The 15,205-nt window shown below is 43.5% G+C and carries 14 protein-coding genes and 1 pseudogene; 9 read left to right on the top strand and 6 right to left on the bottom strand.

Annotated features, from left to right (window positions below; all coding sequences use genetic code 11):
- Positions 1-220 precede the first annotated feature (220 nt).
- Positions 221-571, bottom strand: a complete 351-nt coding sequence (locus H7844_00680; protein ID MEO5355797.1) for a hypothetical protein — start codon at positions 569-571, stop codon at positions 221-223.
- A 73-nt stretch (positions 572-644) separates the two neighbouring features.
- Between H7844_00680 and H7844_00675 the strand changes: the two genes are divergently transcribed.
- From H7844_00675 to H7844_00665, 3 genes are all read left to right on the top strand, one after another.
- Positions 645-1,010 carry a hypothetical protein gene (locus H7844_00675; GenBank protein MEO5355796.1) on the top strand — a complete coding sequence of 122 codons (366 nt, stop codon included), beginning with the start codon at positions 645-647 and terminating at the stop codon, positions 1,008-1,010.
- Positions 1,000-1,143, top strand: coding sequence for a hypothetical protein (locus H7844_00670; protein MEO5355795.1), 144 nt, complete (start codon positions 1,000-1,002; stop codon positions 1,141-1,143). The genes H7844_00675 and H7844_00670 overlap by 11 nt, the downstream gene beginning before the upstream one ends.
- A gap of 99 nt (positions 1,144-1,242) precedes the next feature.
- On the top strand, positions 1,243-1,770 hold the full coding sequence (locus tag H7844_00665; GenBank protein MEO5355794.1) for a hypothetical protein: 528 nt from the start codon (positions 1,243-1,245) through the stop codon (positions 1,768-1,770).
- Between the two features lie 62 nt (positions 1,771-1,832).
- On the opposite strand, the gene H7844_00660 is transcribed toward H7844_00665, so the two are convergent.
- The 5 genes from H7844_00660 to cobK all read right to left on the bottom strand — a co-directional run bounded on the left by H7844_00660 (position 1,833) and on the right by cobK (position 6,693).
- Complete coding sequence (locus H7844_00660; protein ID MEO5355793.1) at positions 1,833-2,714, bottom strand: hypothetical protein; 882 nt, start codon at positions 2,712-2,714, stop codon at positions 1,833-1,835.
- A gap of 273 nt (positions 2,715-2,987) precedes the next feature.
- Entirely contained in the window at positions 2,988-3,560 is a 573-nt protein-coding gene (gene cobU, locus H7844_00655) for a bifunctional adenosylcobinamide kinase/adenosylcobinamide-phosphate guanylyltransferase (protein MEO5355792.1), read from the bottom strand.
- 22 nt (positions 3,561-3,582) lie between these two features.
- On the bottom strand, positions 3,583-4,371 hold the full coding sequence (gene cobJ, locus H7844_00650) for a precorrin-3B C(17)-methyltransferase (GenBank protein MEO5355791.1): 789 nt from the start codon (positions 4,369-4,371) through the stop codon (positions 3,583-3,585).
- Between the two features lie 31 nt (positions 4,372-4,402).
- Positions 4,403-5,161 carry a precorrin-4 C(11)-methyltransferase gene (cobM, locus tag H7844_00645; protein ID MEO5355790.1) on the bottom strand — a complete coding sequence of 253 codons (759 nt, stop codon included), beginning with the start codon at positions 5,159-5,161 and terminating at the stop codon, positions 4,403-4,405.
- Entirely contained in the window at positions 5,161-6,693 is a 1,533-nt protein-coding gene (gene cobK / locus H7844_00640; GenBank protein MEO5355789.1) for a precorrin-6A reductase, read from the bottom strand. Before cobK ends, cobM begins: the two co-directional genes overlap by 1 nt.
- Positions 6,694-6,941: 248 nt before the next feature.
- Here cobK and H7844_00635 point away from each other — a divergent pair, with 248 nt between their 5' ends.
- The 6 genes and pseudogenes from H7844_00635 to H7844_00610 all read left to right on the top strand — a co-directional run bounded on the left by H7844_00635 (position 6,942) and on the right by H7844_00610 (position 15,088).
- On the top strand, positions 6,942-8,444 hold the full coding sequence (locus H7844_00635) for a radical SAM protein (protein MEO5355788.1): 1,503 nt from the start codon (positions 6,942-6,944) through the stop codon (positions 8,442-8,444).
- A gap of 4 nt (positions 8,445-8,448) precedes the next feature.
- Entirely contained in the window at positions 8,449-10,152 is a 1,704-nt protein-coding gene (locus tag H7844_00630) for a hypothetical protein (GenBank protein ID MEO5355787.1), read from the top strand.
- Positions 10,130-11,833: a glycosyltransferase family 39 protein gene (locus tag H7844_00625; GenBank protein MEO5355786.1), complete on the top strand. Its 1,704-nt coding sequence runs from the start codon at positions 10,130-10,132 to the stop codon at positions 11,831-11,833. The genes H7844_00630 and H7844_00625 overlap by 23 nt, the downstream gene beginning before the upstream one ends.
- A gap of 486 nt (positions 11,834-12,319) precedes the next feature.
- Positions 12,320-13,594 (top strand): DUF935 domain-containing protein, encoded by a 1,275-nt coding sequence (locus H7844_00620; protein ID MEO5355785.1) that lies wholly within the window; start codon positions 12,320-12,322, stop codon positions 13,592-13,594.
- Positions 13,591-14,682, top strand: a complete 1,092-nt coding sequence (locus H7844_00615; protein ID MEO5355784.1) for a phage protease — start codon at positions 13,591-13,593, stop codon at positions 14,680-14,682. The genes H7844_00620 and H7844_00615 overlap by 4 nt, the downstream gene beginning before the upstream one ends.
- A pseudogene (locus H7844_00610) lies at positions 14,682-15,088 on the top strand (hypothetical protein). The gene H7844_00615 and the pseudogene H7844_00610 overlap by 1 nt, the downstream one beginning before the upstream one ends.
- Positions 15,089-15,205 lie beyond the last annotated feature (117 nt).

The raw sequence follows: 15,205 nt of genomic DNA, 5'->3' as shown, positions 1-15,205 counted from the left end.
TGTAGGGAGGCAGCAGGCGGAAGTGTTTTATATGCTTTTAACTAAAAAAGAGCAATTAATCAGGCAACATCTATCTATCGCAAAAGCAGTAAATACTCACCAACCATTTCACACTAACAAAAAAGAAAAACCAGTTTTGCACAAAGCTCTGCCATTTCCGGCTTATGGTAAAGTATTGTCTTTTTTAACCTATGTCACTAACTCACCTTCAAAACCAGAACTACATAGGAAGAAAAAAGGGACTGGATTCCCGCTCGTAGGCGGGAATGACAAAGGAGGGCGTCATTCCTTTTTCCTTTTCTGTCATTCCTTTTTTTCTGTCATTCCGAGCGAAAGCCGGAATCCATGTCATTAAAAAAAGACTGTATTCTCGCTCGGGAGCGTTTTTCGACAGGCTCAGTCCTTCGGCAAGCTCAGGAGGCGGTTCGGATAATAACATTTCAGTTGAAGAAATACAAATACTGGGGTCATATGCCACAACAACCACAGCAACAACCACAACAGCACTCTCAACCACTACCACAGCCATAGCCACAACAACATCCCTAACCACAACGACTTCTTTAACCACAACAGGCACTACCAAAAATATAAGTTATATAATGCCGTATCTTCAAACACATACAAATCAGGTGCTTTACTGCATGGCAAGTAACATGACAACATCATCAGCTACAGGTTATGTAATGGTTTTGGCAAATGGCGCGACATTAAAACCAACACAATCATATGAGGCTACTACTTTCTCACTCCTAGCGAAGAGCACCCAGATGATTACGTTCTCAGGACAAACCGTAACAACTGGTTCAACGTCAATAAGTTTGCTTAACAATACAGGCGGCGCATCAAGCGCATCTGTAATGTATGGAACTAAATTGACATTTGCTTCTAATGATACATCGGCTAGTTGCAGCACTATCGGGATTGCGTGTTTCCAGGGAACAACAAGCCCTAAGAGAAACTTATCGGGAATTCTTTGTTACGATGGCAGCAGCTACTATGCTCATTAAGATTATAGTGGTTTGCAAAATTCCGTTGGCAACTTTAAAGGCTGAGATTGCCACAGCCCCTGCGGGGGTTCGCAATGACGGCACGGGGTTGTTGCTCCAACGTTTTTTTATTTGTCATTACGAGGAGCGTTAGCGACCAGGGGAATCCCCTTCAGGGGAGGGTAATCTCATCTTTTAAAAAAATTAATATGAACATACTATTGATAATTGTTATAACAAGGAGACAATACAAATGAAAAAGATAATAGCATATACATTAACAGCATTACTGATAACAATAACTTTAAGTTTAACAATAGCCGATAAAGCCGATACTGCAACATATTATATGCCGTATATTCATACAAATACGAATAATGTGGTTTATTGTGTTGTATCTAATGTATCAACAAGCCCGGTAACAGGTTCATTTACAACAATGACGGTAGAAAGTGGTTCAGCAAATCAAACAGCAGGTACAAGTTTTAGTGTAGATGCTAAGACAACTCAACTGATGACATTTTCAGGCAACACCATGACTACAGGCAGTACAACAATCTTCTTGTCTGATTTAACGTCAGGCAGTTCTACAGGCTATAGTGGTAAATTAGCATTTACAGGGACAACCTCAAGCGGGGATAGTGAATTTAGCGGGGCTATAACGTCTTCAACTGTAACCTGTAGCGATGTTCCTATGAGTTGTTTTCAGGGAACAACATCGCCTAAACGTAATTTGGTCGGGCATACCTGTGAGGACGGAACCAATAAGTTTGCCTATTGAGTGGTTGTTATAAATTCTGGGGGGTGGTGTTACAACGCCATCCCCTCATGAGTTTTATATACTCATGTCAAAAACTCCTTCAATTCATCCACTGAACCGGCTTTCTTTATAAAGTTTTTGAAATCTTCTAATTTTTCTATAGTACTTATGGCTTTGACTGAATTTATCAACTCAAGTCCGGCATAGCCATATTTTAGTTCAAGCATCCCTTCAATCCCTTCAAGCAACCCTTCCCGCTTACCTTCAAGTAGTCCTTTCCTTTCACCCTCAAACAATCCCCGTTGTCGTCCTTGTTTAAATCTCACATCTCTTTCTAAATTATAAACTAATGCCATATCCTCCGCCTCCTTACATACTTCATCCTGCAAATCTCTTAGTTGCGACAGGACTTCCACCTGCCTTATGTACTTTGCACGAAGCGTTTCTTCCTTCACAAGTTCATTTAGCCGGTTTAATATCTCTCGTATAAATATTTTAACACCTTTCTTTTGGTAATTGCACAAGATTGATATAATCACCTCTTGAGGTTTCTCCGAGTACAAGAATTTTTCGCAATCAACATTGCGCATATCGATTAGGTTATACCTGTAGTTCAGAGTATCAGTTTGTATGGTGTTTTTCATCGTTAGCGGTTCGTTGCCTATGTAAAACACATATTGTATCGGTTGTATTCCATGAACTACCGTTATATATGTCCAGTACTCCAACTCCCGATACTCCATCCTTGAATAATTAGTTGCCTGAAATTCAATATGTAAAATAGACTTAGAACCATCCTCAAATTCCACAAGTAAAATAAAATCAGCCTCTCGCTCATTCGTTATCTGAAGTTTAGTTTCTATTGCCGTGGATTTAACTATTTTTAACCCGATTACCTCTGTAATTAGGGTATCTACGACATCCTTCAGTATCTCCTTTATAACTTTATCATAGCGTTTAGGCATTTGACATTATTATAACATTTGGATAAATTAATGCACTAAAATAAAATGTGCCAATTCATTAATTTATCCACTCGTTCCGGTTTTGTTCCGGAATACTATAGTGGACCCCAGGCGTTTACGAACCTGTTAGAGAGATTGGTGGAACTGCAAAGTACATCCGTGTGGTAGATGAAAATATAGAATTAAACACAGAAAAAAAATGCGCTCATATATTTAAAGACATATATATGAGACTTAGTGGGTAAGACGCATATGCCCTGCATTGGGGAGATTTCAAACTACTCCATCTATGTCAAGACCTGACACCAAAGACCTTAACCTGAGAGACAAACCGCTAACAATTAAATATGCCTCGTCGGAGACAGCCGCTACCTGCTGGTTGAGGACACCGGCGTAGTCTCTGAAAAGCCGTGCAAGGAGGTTATCCGGCACTATGGAAAGCCCAACCTCGTTTGATACCAAAATAATTGCTCCATCCGGGTTTACATGTTTTGCAGTTGTCAGAGAATCCGTTAGTTTGGAAAAAGTGCTGTAAACTTCATCATTTGTGGACTGCGGCTCTCTGAGCAAAATATTTGACAGCCACAGTGTCAGACAATCCACGATAATAACCTCATGTGTGGCGGTTAATGAGGAGATGGTTTTATGGATATGGAGCGGTTCCTCCACCGTGTCCCAGAGGTTACTGCGCTGCCTGCGGTGTGCCTCTATACGCTCAGACATCTCATCATCGAGGGCCTGAGCCGTTGCAATATACGCTTTTCTTCCTGTGTAACTCTCCGCAGTTTTCAGTGCAAATGAGCTCTTGCCGCTTTTTGACCCTCCCGTTACAAATACTATGCGCATTGTTGAGCGGATACCTGCCGCTTCAAATTTCGGCTTCCGGGGCGAGTCTATACCCGCGGGGGGTAATCATCCAGTTTTCCCAGCAAAACGTCTGTGAGTTACCCACAATTATTGTGGTTTGCATATCTATTTCATGATTAAGCATATCACCGAGAGTTGTAAGCACTACAGTTTCATCATCTCGCATGGCGGCCTTTACTATTCCTGCGGGAGTACCCTCCGCCCTGTACTTAAGCATGATGTCACGGGCTTTGTTTATATGATGGCTGCGCCCTCTGCTTTTTGGATTATATATGACTATAACGAAATCAGCCACTGAGGCGCTATGCAGGCGCTTCTCTATCAGTTCCCACGGGGTTAGTCTGTCAGATAGGCTGATTGCTGCAAAGTCGTGCATAACAGGAGCACCCAGAAGGGATGCGCATGAACAATGAGCAGGGACACCTGAGATGATTTTTACATCAGGACGATTTGTGCTGTCAGAGCCCCACGGCGGTGCAGTCTCTGAGGAGCAATTTTTCATCAGCTCCAGTACAAGCCCTGCCATGGCATACACGCCGGGGTCGCCACTGCTGATTATTGAGACTACCTTTCCCCTGGAGGCCATCTCAATTCCTGCCATACAACGCTTTGCCTCATGTGTCATACCGGTTGTAACGACCTCTTTACCTGTTAACATGTTACGAATCAAGTCCACATAAATCCTGTATCCCACGATTACTTCCGACTCTTCTATTGCTTTTTGGGCCTCTGTTGTCATAAGCGCCCGTCTGCCCGGCCCGGTGCCAACTACAAATATCTTACCTTTCATTCAGAACCCCTGTATTTAAATTTAAAAAAAGTTATCCCCTGCAGCCATGTTTAAAATCAGCATCATAAAGTTTAGATGTCTTACCGGTGGGCTCCTCAGACGCCCTTAACGCCTCTCCCACTAAAATAAGCGCCGTCTTTTTTACCCCTGCCTCCTTTACCTTTGAGGCAATATCAGACAGTGTTCCTCTGATAATCCTCTGCGTGGGCCACGAGGCCCTCTCCACCACCACTACCGGTGTTGTGTCCCTGTACCCAGCCCTGAGCTCCTCCACCACCTGCTCTGTCATTGATACACTCAGGAAAATCACCATGGTGGCATTGTGAAGGGAAAGAGCTGAAAGTCTTTCACACTCAGGTACCGGTGTTCTGCCCTCAAGGCGCGTTATAATCACGCTTTGGCTTATCTCAGGGATAGTCAGCTCCTGCCTCAGGGCTGCCGATGCCGCCCCCAAAGAGGACACTCCCGGCACCACCTCGTAATCTATATTTAACTCCGCCAACCTCTCCGTCTGCTCCGATATGGCACTGTAAAATGACAAATCCCCCGCATGAAGACGTACCACCGTTTTACCTTCCGATGTCCACTTCTCCATCAGGGCTGTCAACTCTTCAAGGGTAAGGGCGGATGAATCAACCACCTGGGCCGCTGTGCCTTTAAATATTTCAGGATTAACAAGGCTGCCCGCATAGATAATCAAATCCGCCCGCTCTATGAGCCTCTTACCCTTAATTGTGATTAGCTCAGGGTCTCCCGGGCCTGCTCCCACAAAATACACAACAGCAGACATCAGCCCTCCCTCTCAACTACAAAGATGAAAATCCCGCACTCCATAGCAGCCGATGCCTTTTCAAAAAATCCACCCTCTTTGCCGGTTTTTTTGGTTATCAGGCAATCTATCCCGTAAAGACGGATTACGGCGGTGTTAAGCTCCGCACTAAAGGGCCCATGCATAGCTATTATGTTTTGCGGCTTTACTCCGGTACTCAGACAGCTTGATATGGAATTTTCAAACGGCAGTACCCGTACATAGACATCACTTATGCCATGAGCCGACAACTGCTTAACAAAGCCAAGCTCTTTGCTGCCGGTTGTAAAAAGCGGCTTTTTTATCTTTAGCTCTAAAATCCTCTTTACACACTCATCCAGCGATTTTACAAATACCAGCTTGTCGTAGCCCAAATCATCCGTCACATCCGTGCTCCGTGATTTCTGAAAGTACTCTATCTGAAGCTCCGCCGATACCTTCTGCGCAAGAGGAGTGATAACCTGTGCATATGGATGTGTGCAATCTATAATTCTTCTAACCTCTTTTTCATTTATAAACTTTTTAAGTGAGGCATGTGTAAAATTCTCTAATACCGCCTTGTCACCAAATTTTTCCCTAAACAAATTATACCCATACTCTGTGGCTGTAGAAATATAAAAAGGGACGCCCTCACTCTCAAGCCTCTGTGCCTCACAAACCCCCTCTGTCGTACCACCCAGAATCAACACCATATCCCTGGGTTTATAGGCTGCCTTACGGCTAAATAAAAGTGTCTCCTTTGCCATGGCAATTGTGACTTTCTTAAATACGGTTTTAGGAAGCACCAGTTGGGCATTCTTACCTGAGAGCACCGCCGATGACTCCGACACCCCATGCACTCCCACGGATTTAAACGCAGTCTCAGAACGCACGGCTTGTGCAGTGACATTATAGTAGTGCTCAATCATCCATTTCGGTATAAATCTGATATGGAGGGAAAGCTCGGCTGCTGCCTGTAAGAGTCCCTTTTCATCTTTCTTAACCCACGCTGTGGCAATACAGCGGAGTTTGGAGGGCGTAATACCAGCCATCCTGCAGCCCTCCGTAATGGCATGTACTATATCCTCTTTAAGGGCGCCTTTCTTTGTGCCAACCCCCACGATGTAGATACGGTCCGACTCTGTCTTTGTTGTTACTACCGGTTCTGCACCGGTTATCGAGCTGATTATAAAGGTAAGCTCGTTTGCACCTCCCTCATGCCCGGAAAGTGTGCTTATGGCAAACCGGCAGGACTCATCAAGAGTCACCACGGCAGGGTCGGTACGTTTGTCCTTAATCAGTGGTGCTATGGTGCGGTTTACTATGCCCATTGACATGATAAAAACAAACCGTCTGTATTTATTAAAATTGGCGGATACACACTCAGAAAGCCTGTTATAGCCTTCTACATCAGGCATGGTGTTTAGATACTGAAGAGCTTCATTTTTAACAAATATCCTTGCAGGTATTTCCCCTGCAATTTTCTCAGCAACAGAGGCCCCTGCCTGATTAAGCACTATTAAGGCTGTTTCCATATGCAGTCATTAGTTCCTTTCCAACTTTGTGTGTTTTAAGAGGATTTAAGAAGCAATCTTTCCATATTTCAATATGTTTTCATTTCATTAGTGCTCCTATTTTAACGGTTGAAGGGAAGGGAAAGTCAAGGCAAAAATACACATGAATTTTTGATATCTTCATTGCATACCACTGCGATACAAAAATATTGACAAATCCAACACTTATTTTTTAGTATTATTAGTTTTTTACTCACATAAAACAACAAATGGCTAACACTGCTAACCGGCAAAATAAAGGGGTTAAGGGGGCAGGCCCCCTTGCGGATGGGATTATAAGAGAAGATGGAACCTTCCCTTATAAATCCGTGCTCCTGCTTAATCCGCCTGATGCAGCAGGTGAGAAGTTTACTCGAGAGGGCCGATGTACCCAGCAAAGCGGTATATGGTCAACCCTGTGGCCGCCCCTTTCACTTGTGTATATTGCAACACTGCTAAAGGATAACGGTTATGATGTCAGAGTCACAGACGCACCTGCCGAGGGCATAAATTTAACAGGGCTTAAGGTGATAATTGATTCTTTCAGGCCGGAAGTTGTGATTCTCAGCACCGGCACTCCGTCAATTGATAACGACCTTGCAGTGGTCTCATTAATAAAAACGATGAATCCGGCAATTACCACTGTTGTCATCGGAACACATGTAACAGTGCTCGATAAGCAGGTGCTTGCACAGAGGCCGGATTTAGACATAGTTATCAGAAATGAGCCGGAAATAACAGCCCTTGAGACGGTTAATAATTTAAACAATTTGGCGGAGGTGCGGGGAATAACTTACAGAGGAGCCGGCGGTAACATCATACGCAACGAGGACAGAGAGTTCAGCTCTGAGTTGGACAGGCTGCCGTTTCCCGACTGGAGTATGATAAATATTAATTCCTACCTGCTGCCACTGAAAGCCACTGCGTTTCTTATGGTCATGCCGCTGCGCGGCTGCCACTTTCCATGTACATTTTGCACAAGCCGGACGTATTACGGGAAAAAGATAAGATTCAGACAGGTTGCCTCAATCATCGAGGAAATCAGGGCTGACATTGAAAAATATGCAGTGCATGATTATTTCTTTTGGGCTGAAACATTCACAGCTAATCCTGCATTTGTTAAGGAACTCTGCATGGGGTTAATTGAAAGTAAACTAAAGATTTCATGGGTCTGCAACAGCAGAATTGACACGGTCAACGAGGAACTATTATACTTGATGAGGCGGGCCGGCTGCTGGATGATTAGTTTTGGCATAGAGTCGGTTAATTCAGAGGTGCTTAAAGGTGTGAGAAAAAACATAGAGTATGAACAGATTAAAAACACGCTTTCAATAGCTAAGAAAACAGGAATATTAACGTCAGGACATATAATTTTCGGGCTGCCTGATGAAACGGCTGCCTCGGCAGTGGAAACTAAACGGAAAGTTTTGGCTCTGGACCTGGACTTTGCACAGTTCTACTGTGCCGTCCCTTTCCCGGGCTCCGAGCTTTACATCACAGCTCTGGCAAACGGTTGGATACAAGAAGGCGGCTTTAACGCTTTCCGGCAGGAGCGGGCAATTATGTCTTTAAAGGGGATATCTCCTGATGAGGTTGAAAAAATAAGGGCACAGGCTGTAAGGGAGTTTTATTTAAGACCAAAAATTATTTTTGGAATCATAAAATTAATAAACCCGAAATCGCTTTTCAGAACCATAATCTCCACATTAAAATTTTTAAAGGTGGTGGTATAAACACATGTATATAATGGGCATATGGGATGGGCATGACGCAGGGGCCGCCATCATTAAAGATAATAAAATACTTGTGGCGGTAAACGAGGAAAGACTTTCCGGAAGAAAGTTGGATGCCGGTTTTCCGGTTCTTTCCATAAAGGAATGTTTAAGATATTTGAATCTGCGCCCTGAAGATATTAATTGTATAAGCAGTTGCACTACGGATTTTTCTAAAACACTGACGCGGGCATTTCCATCCCTAAAGGAACAGTACTATCTTATCCGGCGTCGAAAAGTTAAACAGGGCGCCTTTGAGAGTTTAAAGAAGAAGGCAAAGTACATGCTGACCGAAATAGGTCCCTCAGCAGCAAGCCGCTACATCAGCCGCCACCTGATAACTAGAGAGCTAAAAGATATCGGATTCAAAAAGACTGATTTCCATCAGTACAGCCATCATGACTGCCATGCCGCAGCCGCAGCATTCTGCTGCGGATATGATAAATCCCTTGTCGTAACACTTGACGGAATCGGAGACGGGCTCTCCGGCGGCATAAGTCTCATGGATGATAATAGGCTCAGTTTAATTAAAACAATACACGGAAGGGATTCATTCGGTATTTTTTTTGAACACGTGACGAATCTTTTGAATATGAGAGAGCTTGAGGATGAGGGTAAGGTCATGGCGCTTGCCGATTATGCATATCCGATAGATGATAAAAAGAATCCACTGCTGGATTTCTTTGAGATTAACGGTCTCAGTGTCAACGCAAAATACGGCTCCCTGAAAATGTACGGGCAGTTAAAGAGAATCCTCTGGATGTATCCTTCCGAGCAGTTTGCTTTTATGGCACAGAGACTGCTTGAGGTAAAGGTGACGGAGCTGGTGAAAAATGCGCTCACTATAACCGATTGCACCCATATAGCTCTTGCGGGAGGAGTGTTTTCTAATATCGTGGTAAATATGCTGATAAGTGAGCTTCCCACAGTGTCGGATTGTTTTATATTTCCTCACATGGGAGACGGCGGGCTTGCCGTGGGTGCGGCCATGTGTGCCAATTACAATTTAAACGAGGTGGCAAAATATGAGTTTAAAGATGTGTTTTTGGGTGCTGATTTCAATGATTCCGATATTTTAACAGTATTAAAAGAGCACAACCTGAAGTTTGAAAAGAAACCGGACATTGCCAAAGCTGCGGCAGAACTGATTTCAAGCGGCAACATTGTATTTTGGTTTAACGGCAGGATGGAGTATGGTCCAAGGGCACTTGGCAAAAGAAGCATCCTTGCGCTTCCAAATTCCGAGGAGATTAAAAACCGCCTTAATCTGAAGTTGAAAATGAGGGTGTGGTATCAGCCATTTTGCCCATCCATATTAAAAGAGGACTTTGACTCTCTGATTGATCGAAACGGAAACAGCACTTATAATAAGTTTATGGCTATGGGGTACAGGGTGAAGCCGGAGTTAGTCCCGGATATGAAAGGGATAGTCAGTTTAAGGGGCGTGTGCAGACCTCAGGTTGTTGACGAACATGACGGTTTGTTTTATAATCTGCTCTTAGAGTTGAAGAATTTGACAGGCAGGGGCGTTGTGCTTAATACGAGTTTTAACATTCACGGACAACCGCTGGTTTGCACACCTGCGGATGCAGTTAAAACCCTTATCACAGCCGGAAACAAATATTTGGCTATAGGGAGCTATTTAGTTGAAAACGAAAACGCAGGGTAAGACAGCTTTTGATAAAAAGTGGGTTTTCATTGCGGCAGGTTTCATTGTAGTTTTCGTCTCAGCCCATATTTATGCTCACAGACATAGTTCTGAAATTATAAGGCAGCATCTTATAACACTGATTCCTGTCTGTCTTGCGGTTAATTTTGTTCTTATACTCCTTGGCGTAGTTATTAATTATAAAGCGATAACCACAGTGTTCAGTAAATTAACAAAGGGGCAATGGTACGCTCTGGGTGGTGTTTTGGCTTTTGCTCTTGTTATGGTAGTTTTTGTGGCCCCTCGGATTCACAGAATCTACTACGATGAAAACATTTACCTCAGCATTGGGCAAAACATCGGTTTTTTAGGCAAGGCCGGCATGTGTAACGACGGCAATAACCACTACGGCGTCTATGGCTGTGACATTGTTGAATTTAACAAACAGCCATATGCGTATCCGTTTCTTTTAAGCCTGCTGTTTAAACTTTTTGGAAGCTCTGAACTGACAGGCTTTTTGTTTAATAATGTAACTTTTCTGCTGTCAACTATTACCGTGTTTTTAATAAGTTATATGCTTTTTGATGAGATTACTCTTTCAGTATTTGCGGCCCTTATATTTGCCATGATTCCTGAAAACATAATGTGGAGCAACACTGCTGCTGTTGAGCCCTCCGCACTGTTGTTCCCCGGCTTTACAATCCTGTGTTTTCTAATATATTTGAAAGAAAAAGATAACAAATCCCTGTTTTTATTCTCTGTGGTACTGCCCTTTTCACTTCAATTCCGTCTTGAGGCGGTATTAATCTTACCGGTTATATTTTTGTATATTGTGTTGAAGGACGGAAGCATCTTAAAGTCACAGATGTTTTACCTGTTTTTGCTTATTTCATTGATCCTTGCCCTTACCCATATCCTGCAGATATATTCGGTCAGAAACGAAAACTGGGGCTCAAGCGGAGACAGAATGGCTGTTTCCTATTTCTGGGGTAACCTGAAAGTCAACGGCCTTTTCTATCTTAACAACGTAAAATTTCCTGCACTCTTTACTGTGCTTGCCATTGTCGGGCTGGTTGCCATGAAGAATTTCTTTAAAGAAAAACTCTTTTTAGGACTCTGGTTTATATTACTTTGGGGAATATTTTTATTTTTTTATGCAGGAAGCTACAACTATGGACAGGATGTACGCTACTCACTGGTATCATACATGCCGATGGCGATACTTGCCGGCGCCGGATTTTCTGTAATACAAAATATGTTTAAAACCTCCGCTAATAACAAAAAACTTATACCGGTAATGATACTGTGTTTTGTCTTTATCTCGTTTATGCCTCATATAAGAGCGCTTGGTGAGGAATCATGGGAGTGCCGGGTTGACTACCGTGAAGCTCAGAAAATGCTTACCATGATAGACAAAGACAACTCCATTGTGCTGACCCACAATCCAAATATGTTTCTTCTGTGGGGCGCCAACGCAGTACAGACATCTACCGCCACAACAAACGTCAGCAGATTAAACAACCTGTTTGACCGCTACAATGGCAACGTTTATTTTCACTACAACTACTGGTGTAACACCGCAGATCCCGTGCAGACCGGGTTTTGTAAAAAAATCCTCGACACCTACGATTGCCGTCAAGTACACCACTACACCGAGCGTAATCGTATGTTTGCTCTTTATAAGATGACAAGGAAAGAATAGATACAGGAATTAAGGGAAAGCTAACGAATAATAATACCAAAGATGTATATTATACCAAGTTGCAGTCAATCGTCTAACCTTGTTGGCTTCATCAAGAGCTCCTCAACATACAAATACCAAGTAGCGTTCAAAGACGTAATATTAATTTTACTTTTTTAGTTGCAACATGCCATAAACAGTACGCCTGTGTCGCTTTCTCCCAGCCGCCTCGTTACTCTTTATGACTGCTACTTGGTATGACTGCAGCTTGGTATCAGACACTTTTATCAGATTTTACATACCCGCATTAAATTATCTGATAACTTAATCATATGTATGATTTATACCAAACAGCCTTCAATCGTCTAACTTTGCCGGCGGCGTCACAAGCTCCGCTGCGTACGAAAAAACACGCCTGCGGCGCTTGCTCCCTGCCGCCTGTGTTTACTTCTGAATGCAGCTTAGTATTAGTTTTAAAACAAGGAACAACAAAAGAGAGGAACGTACATGGCAATCTCCGTTAAAGGACGCAAAAGTTCTAAAAGTAACATCAACATCCCAGGGCGGCCGGTTTTTGATGAAATCGCAGTAGCCGGTGTTCGTCAGAGATATAACAGTTATCCGTCTGAGGGACTTACTCCTGAAAAACTATCAAGAATATTTAAGGAAGCGGATTTGGGAAACATTTCTAAACAAGCGGAAATATTTTTAGAAATAGAAGAAAAAGACACTCACCTTGGAAGTGTTCTGCAAATCAGAAAAGCACAGGTGGCAGGCCTGAGATGGGAAATACTACCTGCATCAGAATCACAACAAGATGTCGAAATTGCCCGTGCAGCCAAAGAAATGTTCGATTATATCGACAATCTCGAGGATGCACTCATAGATATGCTTGACGCTGTCGGAAAAGGTTTTTCAGTCCTTGAGATTATGTGGAGTATATCGGAAAATCAGGTTTGGATAGATACCCTTAAGTGGATTGACCAAAAAAGGTTTACGTTTTCATCTAAAGACGGCATATTATCAACTCCAAACTTAATAACTGAAAAAGAGCCAATCTATGGTGAAGTGTTAACGGCAAATAAGTTTGTAATTCACAAATATCGCAGCCGCTCGGGCATACTTCCGCGGGCAGGGCTTCTAAGGCCGTGTGCCTATATGTATCTGTTTAAAAATTATGGGATAAAGGACTGGGTAGTTTTCAATGAGCTGTTTTCCGTGCCGATGCGTATAGGTAAATATAAATCCGGAGCCACACAGAATGAAATAGATGTCCTTAAACAGGCTGTTTTTAATCTTGGCGTGGATGCCGCTGCTGTGGTCTCAGACAACACCCTGATAGAGCTCCTTGAATCCCGCATAAACGGTAACAGCTCCGCCTTTTCAGACTTTATATCCTTCTGTGACAGATCTATAACAAAGGCTGTGCTAGGGCACACCGGTGCTGTGGAAAGCACACCGGGAAAACTCGGCGGTGAAAGAGAAGCATACGGCGTTAGACACGATCTGTTGGAGTCCGATGCTGTAGCACTTGCTAAAGCCATTAAAACCTGCATTTTAACCCCCTGGGTTATGTTTAGCTTTGGGCCTGAGGCAGGCATCCCTAAATTCAGATTTAATTTTGAAGATGAGGAAGATCTGGAAAAAACCGCTAAAACCTATAAGACACTTGTTGATATGGGTTTTAAGGATATCAGCACTAACCATATATATGAAAAATTCGGAATTCCCAAGCCTAAAGAAGGTGAAAAAACCCTGGCGATTTTGGAGGCCGCAAAATGAAAGTAATAGTGTGTAGTGAAATAGTTGGTACTACAGAGGAGGTTCAAGTAATCCCTTATGGCTATCACAAAACCGGTAAAGGGGATTTTCTTTGCGATGAGGACTCGGTTGACCTGATAATGAAAGACTTCCGCCGCCGTCAAAACGATATGGTGATTGATTATGAGCATCAGACTCTTACCGGATCGGAGGCCCCCGCCGCCGGCTGGATTAAAGAATTAATAGATAAAGGCCACGAGGGAATATGGGCAAAAGTGGAGTGGACTGATAAGGCAAAAGCCTATCTGACCAACAAAGAGTATCGGTACCTCTCTCCGGTGTTTTTAAAAGAGACGGCAGACAACCGGGTAATAAAACTTATTAATGCAGCGCTTACGAATCAGCCTGCTATAGACGGCATGGTGCCGCTGGTCAATAAGGATAGAGCACAGGGAAATCCCCTTCAAGGGAGAGAGCGGCAGAGCAGCACAACAGCAGGAAAAGACAAACAAACGGAGGTTAAACAAATGAAGAAAGTGTATGAGGCCCTGGGCTTGAAAGACGGGGATAGTGAAGACAATGTATTAACAGCAGTTATGGCGCTTAAAGAAGTAACAACAACAGCAAGTGCCTTCAAAGAGATATGTGAGGCAGCAGGTCTTAAACCGGATGCCGGCATTTCTGAACTTAAGGCAACAGTGTTGGCAATGAAACAATCCCACGGCAGTGTTGAGAGTCTCACTAAAGAGGTCATGGTCTTAAAAGAAGTAATGGCCAAAGCGGAGGCGGAGACAACCGTTAATTTGGCTTTGACTCAGGGAAAGCTAATGCCGGCACAAAGGGACTGGGCTATGGAGTATGCCACAAAAGACCCGGACGGTTTTAAGATGTTTGCAGCCAAAGCCCCGGAAGCCATTCCTCTAAAAGATATAACCGGAGGGATGGCTAAAAATGACGATATGGCCATTGATGAGACCCAACTCATGGTCAACAAACAACTTGGGATTAGTGACAAGCTCTGGAAACAACGCTCTTTGACAGGAAAGGAAAAAACCACGGTAATCCTGCAACATGGTCAGGATGCTCAGATTAATAAGGAGGTTAAATAATGGCGGCATTGACAGCAGATAGAAACACGGTGTCAAGGAGCGGGGATGTGCTGCATATGGAGGTGGCAGCCGGTAAGATACTCTACCAGGGAGCACTGGTGGCGGTGGATGCAAATGGTTATGCCACTGCGGGAGCAACAGCCACTACCATCAGAGGCATAGGCCTGCTGAGGCGTATGTGGACAACTCTGGTGGCGCTGACGGCAATAAAATTGTTGCCGTGTCAAAGGGAGTATTTGCATATGAAAACAGCAGCGCCGCTGATGAAATAACTAAGGCCGATATTGGCAAAGACTGCTACATAGTGGATGACCAGACCGTGGCAAAGACGGACGGAACAGGCACAAGGTCAATTGCAGGAACCGTTTTTGACGTAAACAGTCATGGTGTTTGGGTGAAGTTTTAAATGAATAATTATTTATCTTTTAAGGATGAGATTGCCACACCCCCTTCCGGGGGTTCGCAATGACGGATGGGGTGGTCATCATCTGGGGTTCGCAATGACGGCTCAGAAGATTACTAT

The organism is Nitrospirae bacterium YQR-1 (assembly GCA_039908095.1).
In the GTDB taxonomy this organism is placed as follows: Bacteria; Nitrospirota; Thermodesulfovibrionia; order Thermodesulfovibrionales; family Magnetobacteriaceae; genus Magnetomonas.
The sequence above is the reverse complement of the archived record's forward strand: the minus strand, read 5'-3'. Positions and strand labels throughout refer to the sequence as shown.

Coding starts and splice junctions, on each gene's coding strand:
- H7844_00675 (MEO5355796.1), top strand. CDS start 645: ATGGCAAGTAACATGACAACATCATCAGCTACAGGTTATGTAATGGTT.
- H7844_00670 (MEO5355795.1), top strand. CDS start 1,000: ATGCTCATTAAGATTATAGTGGTTTGCAAAATTCCGTTGGCAACTTTA.
- H7844_00665 (MEO5355794.1), top strand. CDS start 1,243: ATGAAAAAGATAATAGCATATACATTAACAGCATTACTGATAACAATA.
- H7844_00660 (MEO5355793.1), bottom strand. CDS start 2,714: ATGCCTAAACGCTATGATAAAGTTATAAAGGAGATACTGAAGGATGTC.
- cobU (MEO5355792.1), bottom strand. CDS start 3,560: ATGCGCATAGTATTTGTAACGGGAGGGTCAAAAAGCGGCAAGAGCTCA.
- cobJ (MEO5355791.1), bottom strand. CDS start 4,371: ATGAAAGGTAAGATATTTGTAGTTGGCACCGGGCCGGGCAGACGGGCG.
- cobM (MEO5355790.1), bottom strand. CDS start 5,161: ATGTCTGCTGTTGTGTATTTTGTGGGAGCAGGCCCGGGAGACCCTGAG.
- cobK (MEO5355789.1), bottom strand. CDS start 6,693: ATGGAAACAGCCTTAATAGTGCTTAATCAGGCAGGGGCCTCTGTTGCT.
- H7844_00635 (MEO5355788.1), top strand. CDS start 6,942: ATGGCTAACACTGCTAACCGGCAAAATAAAGGGGTTAAGGGGGCAGGC.
- H7844_00630 (MEO5355787.1), top strand. CDS start 8,449: ATGTATATAATGGGCATATGGGATGGGCATGACGCAGGGGCCGCCATC.
- H7844_00620 (MEO5355785.1), top strand. CDS start 12,320: ATGGCAATCTCCGTTAAAGGACGCAAAAGTTCTAAAAGTAACATCAAC.
- H7844_00615 (MEO5355784.1), top strand. CDS start 13,591: ATGAAAGTAATAGTGTGTAGTGAAATAGTTGGTACTACAGAGGAGGTT.